Source organism: Albibacterium bauzanense, from assembly GCF_004339765.1.
Classification (GTDB): Bacteria; Bacteroidota; Bacteroidia; order Sphingobacteriales; family Sphingobacteriaceae; genus Albibacterium; species Albibacterium bauzanense.
In genome coordinates this window covers 1187487-1202438 of record NZ_SMGO01000002.1, presented here as the reverse complement: position 1 = coordinate 1202438, position 14952 = coordinate 1187487, and the positions used below count along the sequence as shown (strand labels likewise).

Here is a 14952-nt window from a genome sequence, read left to right as displayed (position 1 = left end):
TCACTTAAAGCAGCCTGCAACAAGGCTTGTTTTACCTGCAGGTTGTTGTTCAACGCCTGGTTCAATGCTTCCTGAACAGTCAGAACCTGTTGTGCCTGGCTCGAAAAAGAAAAAAGCAAACATAAAACTGACAAGGCAATCGGTAGCATCTTTATAAAACCATGTTCTTTCTTCATTCGATTATATTATTTTATCATTGCAAATTAGAGCTTTCAACTAAATTCCTATCTTTGACCAACATGTGGTATCCAATAAAATCTCCCTTTTGGCTGCGTTGGTTATATCCGCAGCTCACATGGCATCGTAGTCGTAAGCATCCCTGCTTATATTTAACGTTTGACGATGGACCTATACCAGATGTTACACCCGAAGTTTTAAATATTTTAAAAAACTACGGCATAAAAGCTACTTTCTTCTGTGTTGGAGACAATATCAGGAAACACCCCGAAATATTTAAACGAATTACTCAAGAAGGGCATCGAATAGGAAACCACACCTATAATCATTTAAAAGGATGGCGAACTTCTAAAGAAGATTATTTAAAAAATATTGAACTCAGCAACACACTAGTAGAAACCAAGCTATTTCGCCCCCCTTATGGGAGAGGCACACGCGCTCAATATGCACAATTAAAGAAGGATTATGAAATAATTATGTGGGATGTTATGAGTGGCGATTTCGATGAGAAACTAGATCCTGATACCTGTTTAGATAATGTTATAAATAATGCAGAGAATGGCTCTATTATAGTTTTCCACGATAATATTAAAGCCGCCCCCAGGGTTACCTATGCTCTTCCAAAAGCTATTGAATATTGGTTAAACGCTGGATACACATTTAAAACTTTATAATTACTGAACCGTAAAGTACATACTGCTTACTGAATAAGCAGAAAAATAACCTAATGCACCGTTTGAAAAATTGGATACAGGATTTCCAGGAGAAGCAGATGAGCCATTTTGGGATTGAATTCCTTTCCAATAGTTAAAACTTGCTTCATCAATATTACGTAGTTCAACAATCACATCATCATCATCTTTGAGATCCAATGAAAAATCATCCAAATCCTGAATTGTATTCTTCCCATCTGTATACTTATCATTAAAAACAAACAATGAAGTATTGACTTCACCATTTATAATTAACTGAAAATAATAATAGTTCTTTATTCCTGGTGGATCCTGAAATGATACGATAGGAGTTTTGCGCGAGTTATCGAAAGTGTTTATCCTCACTCCTATTGAATCAATTTGAACCAATGGAGGCATAGTTGATTCAGCTTGATAAGTTTCGCCAGCATATTTCACAGATATACCATAAGTACTTCCTGGCCTTCCCCAAAAATTATCTATAATATACCTTCCGGCTTCTACTTCCCTTAGCTTGCGCCATGGTTTACCATCTTCATTTAAATAAACCTCTGCATCAACTACAGGCAATCTTCCTGATTCTGAATTGAAAGGCTGCATTTTTGATATTAATACTTCTTGACGAGTGAATAAATCATTCACCTTACCCTCAATCACTAAAATTGGTTCAACTTCTTTCAATGGTAATTCTATTACCTCCTCGCAAGCAGTTAGAGAGATCATAAAAGCAAAAAGAAACAATAATTTAAATGGAGCTTTCATAATTTAGAATTTAAAATTCCATGTAACAGATGGGATAATCCCAAATAAAGAGATTTTATACGCTTCTGTTAGATTTCTATTATCCTCGTTTTCTCTGAAATCAATCATATAGGCATTTTTATGATTATAAGCGTTGTACAATCCAAAATCCCAGGTTGATTTAAACTTTGATTTAGGCTTAGGTTCATATGTAAAGCCTAAATCTAAACGATGGTAATCAGGCATCCTGTATCCATTCCGCTCTGAATAATACCAAACTGGCTTGTCATCAACGATATATTTCCCACTCGGGAAAGTAACTGCATTTCCGGTGCTATATATAAATGTACCAGAGAAACTCCACTTATCATTAATCTGATACATAGCAACCAGTGATAAATCATGGATTCTGTCTTGCCTGGCAGCAAACCAATTACCTTGGTTAATCTCATCAAATTGTCGCTCACTTCGTGATAAAGTATAGCTAATCCAACCGTTCAATTTTCCTTTACTCTTTTTCAAAAACAATTCCACCCCATAAGATCGTCCCTTCCCGTATAGCAGATCAGCTTCTACATTCGGATTTGCCTGTACATCAGCATTCGTTTTAAAATCAATTTGATTTTTCATATCCTTATAGTAGAGTTCTGTTGAAAACTCTAACTGATCGTCATTAATTGTCCTGAAGTAACCAATAGCTCCTTGATCTGCTAATTGTGGTTTAATATTATGGCTACTCATCATCCAAACATCTGTTGGTAAAGAAGCCGTTGAATTGCTCAATAAGTGTAGGTTCTGGCTATTTCGATTATAAGATGCTTTTATACTAGACACCTGATCTACCTTATAGTTAATAGAAAAGCGAGGTTCGATTATAAAATAGCTTTTCACAACTTGTGAGCCTGTATACTTTCTACTATTGACGATATCTCCATCAGAGTCATATGTATTAAATGTTCCTGGTCCGGTTGCCAGGAAGCTTGAAAGACGAAAACCATATAACATATTTATCCGATCAGACGGGCTCCAATCATGAGATAAATAAGTATTAATCTCAACACCTGATCGAGACTCCGACTCTAGACTAGTGAAAGTACTTGTATCTCGGGAAACGAAATTAGCAGGACTGACTTTTTGCTTTAAAACATTTAAACCAAAACGGAATATATGATCAGACTTTGAATAAAATTGAAAATCTTGTTTTAAGGTATAGCTACGAATTAATGATGCAATATTGAAATTAGCATCATTATCAAAAACATCAACATTATAATTAAAATCTCCATAGATCAATGAAGTGTTTGAAAATAACCGAGGATTATAAACATGATTCCATCTTAGGGTAGCTGTTGAATTTCCCCAATCGAACCCGAATGATTCAGCATAGCCTAAAACATCTTTTCCAAAATACCCGGATAGATATAAAGTATTCCGTTCATTAAATTGATAATTGGTTTTTAAGTTTAAATCATAAAAATATAAGGAGCTGTTATTAACTGTAGAATCCTTGGATAATTTCAAGAACATATCAGCATACGTTCTACGGGCACTAATCATAAACGATCCTTTATCTTTTTTTAAAGGGCCTTCTAATGCTAACCTTGATGCAATAAGTCCAATACCACCCTGAGCTTTGAATTCCTTCTTATTTCCATCAAGCATATTAATATCCAAGACCGAAGACAAGCGCCCTCCATACTGCGGCGGCATTCCTCCTTTATAGAGAGTTACTTCTTTTATAGCATCAGAATTAAACGTTGAAAAAAAGCCAAAAAGATGAGAAGCATTGTATACAGTCGCTTCATCTAAGATGATCAGATTTTGATCAATGGCACCGCCTCTAACAAAGAAACCACTATTTCCCTCACCACTTGATATTACTCCAGGTAAAAGTTGTATTGTTTTTAAAACATCCTTTTCACCAAACAAAACGGGAACCTTTAATATCTCCCCCATCTGGAGCTTATTAGCTCCCATAATAGGTGAGTTTAAGATTTCTCTTGGGGAATCAGCATTGATCTGTACAGCATCCAAAGTATTACCAATATCCAAAAGGATGCTTATTGATGTATCCTTATTTAATGTAATTTCTTGTGTTTTACTTTGATAACCAACAAAGGAGATGGTTAGATTGTACTTTCCTGGAGAAGCACTTAAAGAGAAAAAACCATAGCTATTGGTTCTTCCTGTTGTATTCTCTTTGTCGGCAATATGCACCGTAGCCCCTGCTATTGTTTCACCCGATGCAGAGTCCCGAACCGTTCCACTTATTGAATAAAGTTGTTGACCAAAAGAGTCACTCAAAAACAAACTAAGAGTAAGTATTAAAACAAGTCGAAAAACTCCTAATATCTGTACCATAGTTATTTAGAACTTATCGTACAATTCAACTAATAGGAAATAATTGTTTACTCTCACGGTTTTTATAACTATTTAAAATATGCTCAAGAATATCTTCAACTTGGTTTTCATAATTTACCTCAATTACATTATCACTATTAATCCATCGCTGGATAAAGATGTCATTTTCAGGTTTAATATTCTTGATTACCGGAACTCCAAGTTCTTCCAAAGCTGCGGCATTTAAATGTTGCTCATATTGATTCTTCATTGGAATCACCAATAGCTTTTTCTTAAGAAATAGCGCTTCTGCAGGAGTCTCAAACCCAGCACCACATAATACTCCTTCAGAAGAAGCCATGCTTGCAACGAAACTTTCATTATCAATAGGTTGAATTCTGATATTTCCGGAAACGATCAATGTTTTATTATGCTTGGAATATACATCCCATTTAACTTCAGGAAAACGTGAAAGATACTTCATTAATAAATGATCATCATAAGAAGGCAAGTATACTGTATAATGTCCACGATTTGAAATTTTCTGATCTCGAATCTGTTTGCGGATTATAGGTGTATAAAAATTAGGAGCATATGATTTAAAATGAAAACCATAGGTTTCATTGCTTGGAGCATAATGTTTCAAAATGAATTTTCCTAAGCGATCTACCTCTTCAGGCTTTGGTGCCAGATCATGTATTGCGGCTGCTTGGTGACTGAGACTTATACAATGTTTATCTTTTAAACTACATGCCCATGCAGAAACAGGTTCAAAATCGTTAATAACCAGATCATAATCATTAACCGGGCAAGCGTTTACTTCTTTAATAAATAATCGGAACTGTGAATGAATGAATGTTTTCCATAAATCTACTCCACCTGACTTACCAAAGATAAAACTTAAACCTTTTAATCTGTATTTTACCTCAAAAGGCAATTGAATATCGGCTTGAGTTCCACTTAATAAAATGTCAACATCCGCAATCTTTTTTAAGCAAGGAACAACATCCATCGCCCTACATAGATGGCCATTCCCAGTTCCCTGTATGGCATATAAAACTCTCATCTTCTCTTTCCTTAACAAAGAAAAATATTTAAATAGGGATCCTGACCTTCTTATAGACCTTAGCTAATAACCATATTGGCCCTATTAATAAAAATTTCAAATCAGTTAAAAATGAAGGTTTCTTACCCTCAATCTTGTGCCCAATAAACTGTCCAATCCATGATAAAATAAAAATTATCAAACATACCAACCAAAGTGCCGGACCGCCTGCTAATTCCCAATATTCTAACTGCACAATAAAATAGCTAAATAATCCTATTATCAATAACATTCCATACGATAAGGTAGGAGATAATTTCAAATAATAATAAATGGAAAACGCAACAAGAAAGGAAGCCCAATTGATGAAGCCATTATATTTACCTAAGAAATCGATATGAGGAAAAGGAATACTCCATACTAAACCAAAAATACCAAATACAATAAGTGGAACACATATCCAATGAATCAGAATGTTCGTTGAGTTCTGATGGCTATCAGCATATTGAAGAAAAAGCGCATCAACCTTACTCACTGGCTTCTTATTCCGAATATTCTTTTTATTCATAGCACTTTATTTCGCGAATGAAACGGAGCGGGTTTCGCGGATTACGGTTACCTTTATTTGTCCCGGATAGGTCATTTCAGTCTGAATACGATTAGAGATATCTGCTGCTAAAGTCTCAGATTGTGCATCAGTGATCTTTTCACTTTCAACAACCACCCTTAGCTCACGTCCTGCTTGAATTGCAAAAGTTTTTTCAACACCAGGATATGATAATGCCAGTGATTCCAAATCTTTCAAACGTTTAATATAGCTTTCTACTACTTCTCTTCTTGCTCCAGGTCTTGCGCCGGATATAGCATCACAAGCTTGGACAATCGGAGAAATCATCGATGTCATTTCTATTTCATCGTGGTGAGCACCAATAGCATTACACACATCTGGGTGTTCTTTATATTTCTCTGCAAGCTGCATACCTAGAATAGCATGTGGCAGTTCAGGATTATCATCTGGCACCTTTCCAATATCATGAAGTAAACCTGCACGCTTAGCCATTTTCACATTTAAACCAAGCTCTGCTGCCATGGTTGCACAAAAATTCGCTACCTCTCTCGAGTGTTGTAACAAGTTTTGGCCATAAGACGAACGATAGCGCATTCTACCCACCATTCTAATTAATTCAGGATGCAAACCATGTATGCCCAAATCAATTACTGTTCTTTCTCCAATCTCTACAATTTCATCGTCAATTAGTTTCTTCGTCTTGGCCACAACTTCTTCAATACGAGCAGGGTGAATACGTCCGTCAGTAACCAATCTATGCAATGCTAAACGGGCTATTTCACGACGTATAGGGTCAAAGCCGGATAAGATAATTGCTTCAGGAGTATCATCAACTATAATCTCAATGCCTGTTGCAGCCTCTAATGCACGTATATTTCTACCCTCTCTTCCAATCACCCTACCCTTAATCTCATCGCTTTCAATGTGAAAAATAGAAACGGTATTTTCGATTGCACTTTCTGTAGCTTGTCTTTGAATTGTTTGAATAACGATTTTCTTTGCCTCCTTGCTAGCGGTTAATTTAGCTTCTGCAACGATATCTTTTATTTGACTAAGAGCCTTTGTACGAGCTTCTTCTCTTAGATTATCAACCAATTGATTTTTTGCTTCTTCTGCAGATAAACCAGCAATAGACTCTAATTGAACAATTTGCTGAGATTTTAGATTCTCAACCTCTTCTTGTCGTTTTTCATTAAGCTCAACTAATCTATCAAGATTCTTACGCTGATTCTCTAAATCCTGAGATTCACGATTAATCTTTTCCAAACGTTGGTTTATAGATTGCTCTTTCTGACGTACATTATTTTCTCGCTGATTAAGCGTATTATTCCTTTGACTTACCTCAGTTTCATGTTCCGATTTCAATTGAAGGAATTTCTCTTTAGCTTCTAACAGTCTGTTTTTCTTCAGATGTTCTGCATTCAGCTCAGCTTCTTTTAATATCTTCTTGGCTTTATTCTGAACAGCAATCTCCTGTTTCTTAAATATATTTCGAAGGAGGTATCGGCCTATAACTACTCCTATTGCGAGACCTAAAATGATGTATAGTATTGATTCCATATTTATTTTCAAATATTATGAGTCTCTATCTGTTTAACTCAAATCTCATTTATATAATTATCAAAAAAAAACCGCAGGAAAACAAGGGTTTCATATATTAAAAACTTCATCTATACAGGATTTGCGTTTTGATCATTTCTAGATGGAAACCAAATAGAATACACCTATTTCACGCATGTAATATTGAAGCGTTAAGTTTTAAATAGTGAAACCCACATTTAACTGCGGCTAAACTTTTATGGCTCTATTTTAAAGAACGTTATATTTAGCTAAAAAAACCTGACAGCAATTCATCTAACTGATGTACCTTTTTTGCAACTTCTTTATCTTCTTGTTTTGAAGAATCATCCGCTTTCAACGTAGCTGTTGCATAATGTAACACACACATAGATAGCAAATCTTGCTTATCCCGAACCGCATAATTGTCTTGAAACTCTTTCATGCGATCATTTATTAGCTTTGCAGCTCTTCTTATAACCTCTTCTTCTTCAGTTGCTATCCGAAGAGGATAAATTCTATCTGCAATATTTATTTTTATGGAAATCTCTCCCATTTGAGCCTTGTTTGCCGGCAATCTGCCGTTTTATTTAAGTAACAAAATACACTTGTCAATTTCACGCACAAAATCGTCAATTTTTTGCTTTATGCCAATATTTTTCTCATTTATTAATTCAACACTCTCATTTAGACCATCTAAAGATCTTGCTACGGTAAGTGCCTTTATTTTTTCTTCTAAGTTCTTTATTTTTTCTGTACTTACGTCTACAGCAACTTTTAGTGATTGATTCTCAAGCTTTAGTAAGTCATTCTCTTCCTGTAAAGTAACACATAAGTCAATGATTTTGGTTGATCGGTCAACTATACGGGTTAATTGGTCAGAAACAGTTGGCATGCGTTTTTTCTTATTTTCTTATTTCAGCATTAAGTTCTTTCTCAAAGTTAAGTATAAATTTTTGAATCACTAAATCAATTTGTTTGTCTGTCAATGTTTTTTCTTCATCCTGGAATATAAAGCTTAAGGCGTAAGACTTCTTACCTTCTGGCAATTTATCACCTTGATAAACATCAAAAACATTAACTTCATGCAAGATCTTTCGCTCTGTCTTCTCTGCTATTCCCTTTAAAGATGCAAATGAAACCTTTTCATCAACCAAAATAGCAAGGTCTCTTCGTATTGACGGGAATTTCGAGACCTCTTTATAGACTATCTTATTATTCGTTATACTTTTCAAGATGATATCCCAATTAAAGTCAGCATAGAATATCTCCCCTTGAACATCCACCTGCTTTAAAACCTTTTTGTCAATAGCCCCAAAATTTACAAATATCTGTTCACCTCTAGCATAAGTCAACCCATAAGAAAAGGCATCTATTGTTACATCTCTTGTCTGAAATTTCTTAATATTTAACCGGCCCAATATTCCATCAACAATACCCTTTAGATCAAAGAAAGAAGCTCGTTCATCAATATTATTCCATTGTTCACGATGCATATCTCCTGTTAAAAACACACCTAAACGTTTATTTTCATTATAACCATTAGGCAGTTTATAATACACCTTTCCAAATTCAAAGAGCTTTAAATCAGGAACTTTCCGTTTTTGATTATAAGCAATGACTTCCAGTCCAGAATACAATAAGCTTTGGCGCATTGTATCCAAATCACTACTTAAAGGGTTTATAATGCGCACAGCCTCATCTGGCTTATCAGCATATGCAATCTTAGTTAAAGAGTTATTTAAGATTTCATGAAATCCGTTTCCAATCAGAAGATCGGAAATCTGGTTTTCAATCAACTCTCTATCTGGCTTAGGAGAAGTGTTCAACGAAGCCTTTATTTGCTGGCTGATTTCAATATTATTATAACCATAAAGACGCAGTACCTCCTCAACGATATCCACTTCACGTGTCACATCTACGCGGTAAGGCGGAACTTCTACTTCTAAAACCTCTCCGTTATCTCCTAAAACGCGGATTCCTAATGATTCTATAATTGCTTTAATTTCCTCCTTAGGAATCTCTTTACCAATTAACTTCTGGACATTTCTGTAAGTAACCGACACATTAATCGGCTTAATGGGATTTGGATAAATATCAGATATTCCACCGATAATCTCTCCTCCTGCCAGCTCCAAAATTAATTTAGCAGCTCTCTGTAGAGCAAAAACTGTGATATCAGGATCCGTTCCCCTTTCAAAGCGAAAAGATGCATCCGTTTTTAAGCCATGGTATTTTGAAGTCTTTCTAACAGAAACTGCATTGAAATAAGCACTTTCTAAAAATACAGATGTTGTAGATTCTTTGATTCCAGAAGAAAGTCCACCGAAAACCCCGGCAATACACAGTGCTTTTTCTGTATCACATATCATTAAATCGTTTGAAGATAGCTTTCTCTCAATTTCATCTAGCGTTATAAAAGATGTTCCTTCTGGTAAAGTCTTAACAATGATTTGTTTTCCAACTATCTGATCAGCATCAAAAGCATGAAGTGGCTGGCCAAGCTCATGCAGAACATAGTTTGTAATATCAACAATATTATTGATCGGTCGAACTCCAATAGCTAATAAACGATTCTTCAACCACTCTGGTGATTCTTTTACTGTTATTCCCTTTATTGTCAATGAAGTATATCTTGGACATGCAGCTTCATCTTCAATAGAAACTTTAACCTCATTCTGACTGTCATCAAAACCAACTGCCGAAACATCTGGCAATTTAAAATCCTTTCGCAAAAAGGCAGCTACATCACGCGCAACACCTAAATGAGATGCTGCATCAGAACGATTTGGAGTCAGGCCAATTTCAAAAATAGAATCTGACTGTATATTAAAATGATCTTTTGCTAATACACCGACCTTCGCATCAGAAGGTAAAACCAAAATACCATCATGCGACTTCCCTAATCCAATCTCATCCTCAGCACAGATCATCCCTTGTGAAAGTTCACCACGTATCTTAGATTCTTTAATCTTAAAAGGTTCACCTTCTAAAGGAAAAACAGTAGTACCCACTCCGGCTAGTATTACCTTTTGTCCTTTAGCCACATTAGGAGCACCGCATACAACCTGTAACGGGCTTTCATTTCCATTATTGACTGTGGTTATACGCAAACGATCAGCATTTGGATGTTGCTCACAACTCAACACCTCTGCTATAACTAAACCTGCAAGCCCACCTGGAATATCCTCTACCTCTTCTACACTTTCAACTTCTAGTCCAATATTTGTTAATATTTCGGATAGTTCTTCAGGTGATTTATCTATTTTTAAAAAGTCCTTGAGCCAATTATATGATATTCTCATGCGAGTGTCTTACTGTTTTAGAATTTATGCAAAGATATAAATTCGCATCAAGTTTGCAGAATTTACAGAAGCCCTTCGTCAGAAAAACTATAATAAGTATTATTAGAAAATATCAGATGATCTAAAATTTTAATGTCAAGCAATTTTCCTCCTTCAACCAGTTTTTTAGTTAAAATCAAATCCTGATCACTAGGTGTTAAATTTCCAGAAGGATGATTATGGCTTAAAACAATAGCGCTAGCCTTATTCTGCAATGCACTCTCAAAAACCATCTTTGCATCAACTACCGTACTAGATCTTCCTCCTTTACTAATTAGTTGTTTACTTTGAACCCTATTCGCTTGATTTAATATTATAATCCAGAACTCTTCATGATTTAAATCCATATACAACGATTTTAATTCATCATAAGCATCTTTACTAACAACAATCTGCTTTTTTTTAATCTCAAGTGTTTCATCCCTCCTTCGTCCCAGTTCTAAAGCAGCAACAATAGCCATTGCTTTTGCTTCTCCAATACCTTTATAAGAAAAAAAGTCCTCAACTGAGAGTTTAGCTAACTGATTTAAATTATTCCCATTCTCATTCAAGATACGTCTACTGAGTTCTACTGCTGATTCATTCTTACCTCCACTTCCAATAAGGATAGAAATCAGTTCCGCGTCACTTAGAGATCGTCTTCCTTGAATTAACATCTTTTCCCGGGGTCTATCTCCTTCTGCCCATAGATTAATTGAAATATGTGGTTTATATTGTGATTCCATGCGGTCAAAATAGAGATAGTCTTGCAATAAGAAGAAGAAACACCAAGTATGATAAAGAAATTAGGAATTAACGTATCAACTAATAACTAATAAGAAAAAATTAATTACTACTTTTAAATAAATGACTAATTCAACCGAAATGAAAATAATTAGAAAAACAGTAATCTTATCCATTTTAGCGGTTATAGTAATTGCATCATCCAGCATGTTAATAAAACGTTCCCAAGACGATGTAAATTGGATCTCCTTATTTAATGGCAAAGATTTAAACGATTGGACTGTTAAAATTTCCAAACATGAGCTAAATGATAATTTTGCCAATACTTTTCGTGTAGAAAACGGTGTCATGAAGGTATCATATGATGGATACAAAACTTTCGATAACCAATTTGGCCATATCTTCTACAAAAAACCATTTTCAGCTTATCTGCTACGAATTGAATATCGATTTGTAGGTGAGCAAGTAAATGGTGGTGAAGCATGGGCATTACGCAATAGTGGAGCTATGTTACACGGGCAAGATCCTAGAACTATGTTAAAAGATCAAGACTTCCCGATCTCAATCGAAGCTCAGCTTTTAGGTGGAGATGGTGTTAATGAACGTACTACAGGAAATCTCTGTACACCAGGAACAGAAGTTGAAATTGATGGAAAACTTTATACTCCTCATTGTATAAATTCAACCAGTAAAACGTATAGTGGAGACCAATGGGTACGAGCAGAATTTTTAGTATTAGGTGATTCAATCATTCACCATATTATAGAAGGCGATACAGTATTAACTTATGAGAAGCCACGAATTGGAGGTGGAAGTGTATCCAATTTCGATCCGGCAGTTAAAAAGGATGGACAGCCACTTAAATCAGGATATATATCTTTACAAAGTGAAAGCCACCCAATAGAATTTCGAAAAGTTGATTTACTCGACTTAGAACCTTACATGCACGATAAGGCAAAATTACAAGAAATACTTGCTAAAGTAGCTAAAGAGGGTTAACACAAAAAGGGTTACTGTAAACAGTAACCCTTTTCTGAAAACCAAAAAGGCTTTAATATTTTATGATAAGGCGTTAACGAACTTAGTTAACTTAGATTTATTGTTTGATGCTTTTTTCTTATGAATTACATTCTTCTTAGCAAGACGATCTATCATAGAAACCACTTGTGGCAACTGTGAAGCCGCTTCTTCTTTAGAAGTAGTTAAACGTAATTTTTTAATTGCATTACGCGTTGTTTTTGCTTGGTAACGATTTCTTAAGCGCTTTGCAGCGTTTGCTCTAATTCTTTTTATAGCTGATTTATGATTTGCCATTTTTTTAGCTTTTATTCCTTTAATGTTTTTCGGACTGCAAATGTACCATGAAAATTTTAAATTATCAAACCTTTTAAAAAAATATTACCCCATTATCAAGTCGTCCTCAATATTGGGTTTTATATCAATAAATCCATATGTTAGATAAATGCGGTGGTTTTTATCATTGGGTTTATCATTCTTCCTGATCATTTTATTCAGTTCATGGGGCTTTTATGCACATCGAATGATTAATGAGGCTGCCGTATTTACTTTACCTGTCCCGTTAGCCAGTTTTTACAAAAAACATATTACCTATATAAGTGAACATGCTGTTGATGCTGATAAGCGTAGATACGTTAATTCTGAGGAGGCTGAGCGCCACTTTATTGATATAGATGCTTACGGTAAAAACCCATTTGACAGTATCCCCATATATTGGCAAGATGCTATCAATAAAATACCAGAAGACACATTAAGAACGAATGGAATATTACCCTGGCAAATCCATTTCAGTTATACTCAATTAGTCAATGCTTTTAAAGAAAAAAACACCCAACGTATTTTACGTATCTCTGCAGATATAGGACATTATATTGCCGATGCTCATTCTCCTTTACATACCACCAAAAATTATAATGGCCAATTAACTGACCAAGAGGGCATCCATGCTTTCTGGGAAAGCCGCCTACCCGAGATCTATGCCTCAAGTTACAATTTCTTTGTCGGGAAAGCACAATATATAGACGCACCACTTTTAAAAGCCTGGGAGATTATAAAGCATAGTTTTTCACTAACAGACTCTGTCCTTATAATCGAAAAACGTTTAAATCAAGAATTCCCGAATGATCGCAAATACATTTTTGAGAACCGAAACAATATTTTAATAAAAAGCTATTCACAAGCTTATTCAGAGGCCTATCACCAAGCATTAAATGGCATGATCGAAAGGCAAATGCGAGGTGCCATTATCACATTAAGCAGCTTTTGGTATAGTGCCTGGGTAGACGCCGGTCAGCCTGAACTATAAAAACGCTATTATTTTTATATACTTTAAAGTTACTTCGCCTTATCTACCAATATAATAACTACAGCATATATGCAGATATGCAGATGCAATTTGACTTATTATCGAGAGCTAATTTCCAATCGTCTCTTGATAATAAGTCAAAGCTGACTTTATTTTATTCTCATCTAAGTAATGATTAAAATCGCAGCTTCCTATTTCTGTTAATAAGGCAAAACCGATTTTATCATCGCTATTCTTTTTATCATTCTTCATGATATCAATTAAAGCAGAAAAACTCTCTGACTTTAAATTATAATCAGGAAAAATATTTCTAATAGCTTCAACTATCTCAGTGAGTTGGCTCTCTTTCAAACCATTATATTGATAAGAAAGATAAGCTTCACAAATCATACCTATGGCTATAGCCTCTCCATGTAATAATGGATTTTTATCCTTGTCTAAAGAATTTGTTTCAACAGCATGACCAATAGTATGTCCAAAGTTTAAAATCTTTCGCAATCCCTTCTCCTTTGGATCTTGTGTTACAACCTTATTTTTAATTCCAACTGATCGATAAATCAGCTCCTCATCAATATGGTCAAAATCAATTTCCTTTACTTCTTGAAAGTAATCAGCATCAAAAATAAAAGCATGTTTCATCATCTCAGCATATCCAGAAATCAACTGTCTTTTATCAAGCGTTCTTAAAAAATCAGCATTAATAAATACAGCTTGAGGCTGAGTAAATGTTCCAATGATATTTTTCACCGAATCCATATCAATTCCTGTCTTTCCACCGACAGAAGCATCAACCTGTGACAATAAAGTAGTAGGTATTTGAACAAAATCAATTCCACGTTTAAAGGTGGATGCTGCAAAGCCACCCATATCAGTCACTACCCCACCTCCCAAGTTAATTAATAAAGAATTTCGATCTGCTCCGAAATCAAGCAACATTTTCCAGACTCCTATACAGAAATCTATATTCTTATTCTCCTCCCCCGGATCAACTTCAATAATGTCATACTCAAAGCCTACAGGCATACCAGCAGTCAATATCGGCAAACATTGCTCTCCCGTATTTCTATCTGTTAGAATAAATATTTTAGAATAAGTCCTTTCGTTAAGGAATTGGATCAAACTATCAAATCGATTTTCAAAAAATATGGTGTAACCTATACTGTCTATTGTCTTCATTTTAACCGGGTAACCTAAATATTCTATACCTATTGTTTATATAACCTTAATTGTATGTCCTTCAAATTCAACAGAAGTGCCCGGTCTAACTTTAAACCGTTTACGCAGTTCTACTTCACCATTACAAAACACCATGCCCTCAGAAACAACTGCCTGTGCCTCTCCACCATTTTCCACTAATCCTGTTGCTTTTAATAATGATATAAGAGGGATATATTCTGTTTCAATCTTAAATTCAATCATAAGGCCGAAGTTACGGCTAATCT

General features: G+C 35.1%; 15 protein-coding genes. 3 read left to right on the top strand and 12 right to left on the bottom strand.

Going from position 1 to position 14952, the window contains the following annotated elements:
* Positions 1-239: 239 nt before the first annotated feature.
* Positions 240-851, top strand: coding sequence for a polysaccharide deacetylase family protein (locus C8N28_RS11365; RefSeq protein ID WP_132224886.1), 612 nt, complete (start codon positions 240-242; stop codon positions 849-851).
* On the opposite strand, the gene C8N28_RS11360 is transcribed toward C8N28_RS11365, so the two are convergent.
* The 9 genes from C8N28_RS11360 to radC form a co-directional block, all read right to left on the bottom strand.
* Positions 852-1631: a DUF4249 domain-containing protein gene (locus C8N28_RS11360; protein ID WP_132224884.1), complete on the bottom strand. Its 780-nt coding sequence runs from the start codon at positions 1629-1631 to the stop codon at positions 852-854.
* Positions 1632-1634: 3 nt separating this feature from the next.
* Positions 1635-3971 (bottom strand): TonB-dependent receptor, encoded by a 2337-nt coding sequence (locus C8N28_RS11355; protein WP_132224882.1) that lies wholly within the window; start codon positions 3969-3971, stop codon positions 1635-1637.
* Between the two features lie 25 nt (positions 3972-3996).
* Positions 3997-5016 (bottom strand): glycosyltransferase family protein, encoded by a 1020-nt coding sequence (locus tag C8N28_RS11350; protein ID WP_132224880.1) that lies wholly within the window; start codon positions 5014-5016, stop codon positions 3997-3999.
* Between the two features lie 28 nt (positions 5017-5044).
* The gene (locus C8N28_RS11345; RefSeq protein WP_132224878.1) at positions 5045-5563 is read right to left on the bottom strand and encodes an Mpo1 family 2-hydroxy fatty acid dioxygenase; all 519 of its coding nucleotides are present in this window, start codon (positions 5561-5563) and stop codon (positions 5045-5047) included.
* A gap of 6 nt (positions 5564-5569) precedes the next feature.
* Entirely contained in the window at positions 5570-7123 is a 1554-nt protein-coding gene (gene rny / locus C8N28_RS11340; RefSeq protein ID WP_132224876.1) for a ribonuclease Y, read from the bottom strand.
* Positions 7124-7388: 265 nt separating this feature from the next.
* The gene (locus tag C8N28_RS11335) at positions 7389-7676 is read right to left on the bottom strand and encodes a cell division protein ZapA (protein WP_132224874.1); all 288 of its coding nucleotides are present in this window, start codon (positions 7674-7676) and stop codon (positions 7389-7391) included.
* Between the two features lie 30 nt (positions 7677-7706).
* Positions 7707-8015 carry a hypothetical protein gene (locus C8N28_RS11330; RefSeq protein ID WP_132224872.1) on the bottom strand — a complete coding sequence of 103 codons (309 nt, stop codon included), beginning with the start codon at positions 8013-8015 and terminating at the stop codon, positions 7707-7709.
* A gap of 10 nt (positions 8016-8025) precedes the next feature.
* Positions 8026-10425: a phenylalanine--tRNA ligase subunit beta gene (pheT, locus tag C8N28_RS11325; RefSeq protein ID WP_132224870.1), complete on the bottom strand. Its 2400-nt coding sequence runs from the start codon at positions 10423-10425 to the stop codon at positions 8026-8028.
* A gap of 62 nt (positions 10426-10487) precedes the next feature.
* Entirely contained in the window at positions 10488-11189 is a 702-nt protein-coding gene (gene radC / locus C8N28_RS11320) for a RadC family protein (RefSeq protein WP_132224868.1), read from the bottom strand.
* 121 nt (positions 11190-11310) lie between these two features.
* Here radC and C8N28_RS11315 point away from each other — a divergent pair, with 121 nt between their 5' ends.
* On the top strand, positions 11311-12186 hold the full coding sequence (locus C8N28_RS11315) for a 3-keto-disaccharide hydrolase (RefSeq protein WP_246012808.1): 876 nt from the start codon (positions 11311-11313) through the stop codon (positions 12184-12186).
* 60 nt (positions 12187-12246) lie between these two features.
* Here the strand turns inward: C8N28_RS11315 and rpsT are convergent, their stop codons facing one another.
* Complete coding sequence (gene rpsT / locus C8N28_RS11310) at positions 12247-12501, bottom strand: 30S ribosomal protein S20 (RefSeq protein WP_132224864.1); 255 nt, start codon at positions 12499-12501, stop codon at positions 12247-12249.
* 148 nt (positions 12502-12649) lie between these two features.
* Here rpsT and C8N28_RS11305 point away from each other — a divergent pair, with 148 nt between their 5' ends.
* The gene (locus C8N28_RS11305; RefSeq protein ID WP_132224862.1) at positions 12650-13510 is read left to right on the top strand and encodes a zinc dependent phospholipase C family protein; all 861 of its coding nucleotides are present in this window, start codon (positions 12650-12652) and stop codon (positions 13508-13510) included.
* A gap of 108 nt (positions 13511-13618) precedes the next feature.
* On the opposite strand, the gene aroB is transcribed toward C8N28_RS11305, so the two are convergent.
* Both aroB and C8N28_RS11295 read right to left on the bottom strand, forming a co-directional pair.
* A complete protein-coding gene (aroB, locus tag C8N28_RS11300) occupies positions 13619-14686 on the bottom strand; it encodes a 3-dehydroquinate synthase (protein ID WP_132224860.1) in 1068 nt (355 codons plus the stop codon).
* 36 nt (positions 14687-14722) lie between these two features.
* Complete coding sequence (locus C8N28_RS11295; protein WP_132224858.1) at positions 14723-14929, bottom strand: RNA-binding S4 domain-containing protein; 207 nt, start codon at positions 14927-14929, stop codon at positions 14723-14725.
* Positions 14930-14952 lie beyond the last annotated feature (23 nt).

Excerpts from the sequence above, each read along its gene's own strand:
- C8N28_RS11365 (WP_132224886.1), top strand. The coding sequence starts at position 240 with ATGTGGTATCCAATAAAATCTCCCTTTTGGCTGCGTTGGTTATATCCG.
- C8N28_RS11360 (WP_132224884.1), bottom strand. The coding sequence starts at position 1,631 with ATGAAAGCTCCATTTAAATTATTGTTTCTTTTTGCTTTTATGATCTCT.
- C8N28_RS11355 (WP_132224882.1), bottom strand. The coding sequence starts at position 3,971 with ATGGTACAGATATTAGGAGTTTTTCGACTTGTTTTAATACTTACTCTT.
- C8N28_RS11350 (WP_132224880.1), bottom strand. The coding sequence starts at position 5,016 with ATGAGAGTTTTATATGCCATACAGGGAACTGGGAATGGCCATCTATGT.
- C8N28_RS11345 (WP_132224878.1), bottom strand. The coding sequence starts at position 5,563 with ATGAATAAAAAGAATATTCGGAATAAGAAGCCAGTGAGTAAGGTTGAT.
- rny (WP_132224876.1), bottom strand. The coding sequence starts at position 7,123 with ATGGAATCAATACTATACATCATTTTAGGTCTCGCAATAGGAGTAGTT.
- C8N28_RS11335 (WP_132224874.1), bottom strand. The coding sequence starts at position 7,676 with ATGGGAGAGATTTCCATAAAAATAAATATTGCAGATAGAATTTATCCT.
- C8N28_RS11330 (WP_132224872.1), bottom strand. The coding sequence starts at position 8,015 with ATGCCAACTGTTTCTGACCAATTAACCCGTATAGTTGACCGATCAACC.
- pheT (WP_132224870.1), bottom strand. The coding sequence starts at position 10,425 with ATGAGAATATCATATAATTGGCTCAAGGACTTTTTAAAAATAGATAAA.
- radC (WP_132224868.1), bottom strand. The coding sequence starts at position 11,189 with ATGGAATCACAATATAAACCACATATTTCAATTAATCTATGGGCAGAA.
- C8N28_RS11315 (WP_246012808.1), top strand. The coding sequence starts at position 11,311 with ATGACTAATTCAACCGAAATGAAAATAATTAGAAAAACAGTAATCTTA.
- rpsT (WP_132224864.1), bottom strand. The coding sequence starts at position 12,501 with ATGGCAAATCATAAATCAGCTATAAAAAGAATTAGAGCAAACGCTGCA.
- C8N28_RS11305 (WP_132224862.1), top strand. The coding sequence starts at position 12,650 with ATGCGGTGGTTTTTATCATTGGGTTTATCATTCTTCCTGATCATTTTA.
- aroB (WP_132224860.1), bottom strand. The coding sequence starts at position 14,686 with ATGAAGACAATAGACAGTATAGGTTACACCATATTTTTTGAAAATCGA.
- C8N28_RS11295 (WP_132224858.1), bottom strand. The coding sequence starts at position 14,929 with ATGATTGAATTTAAGATTGAAACAGAATATATCCCTCTTATATCATTA.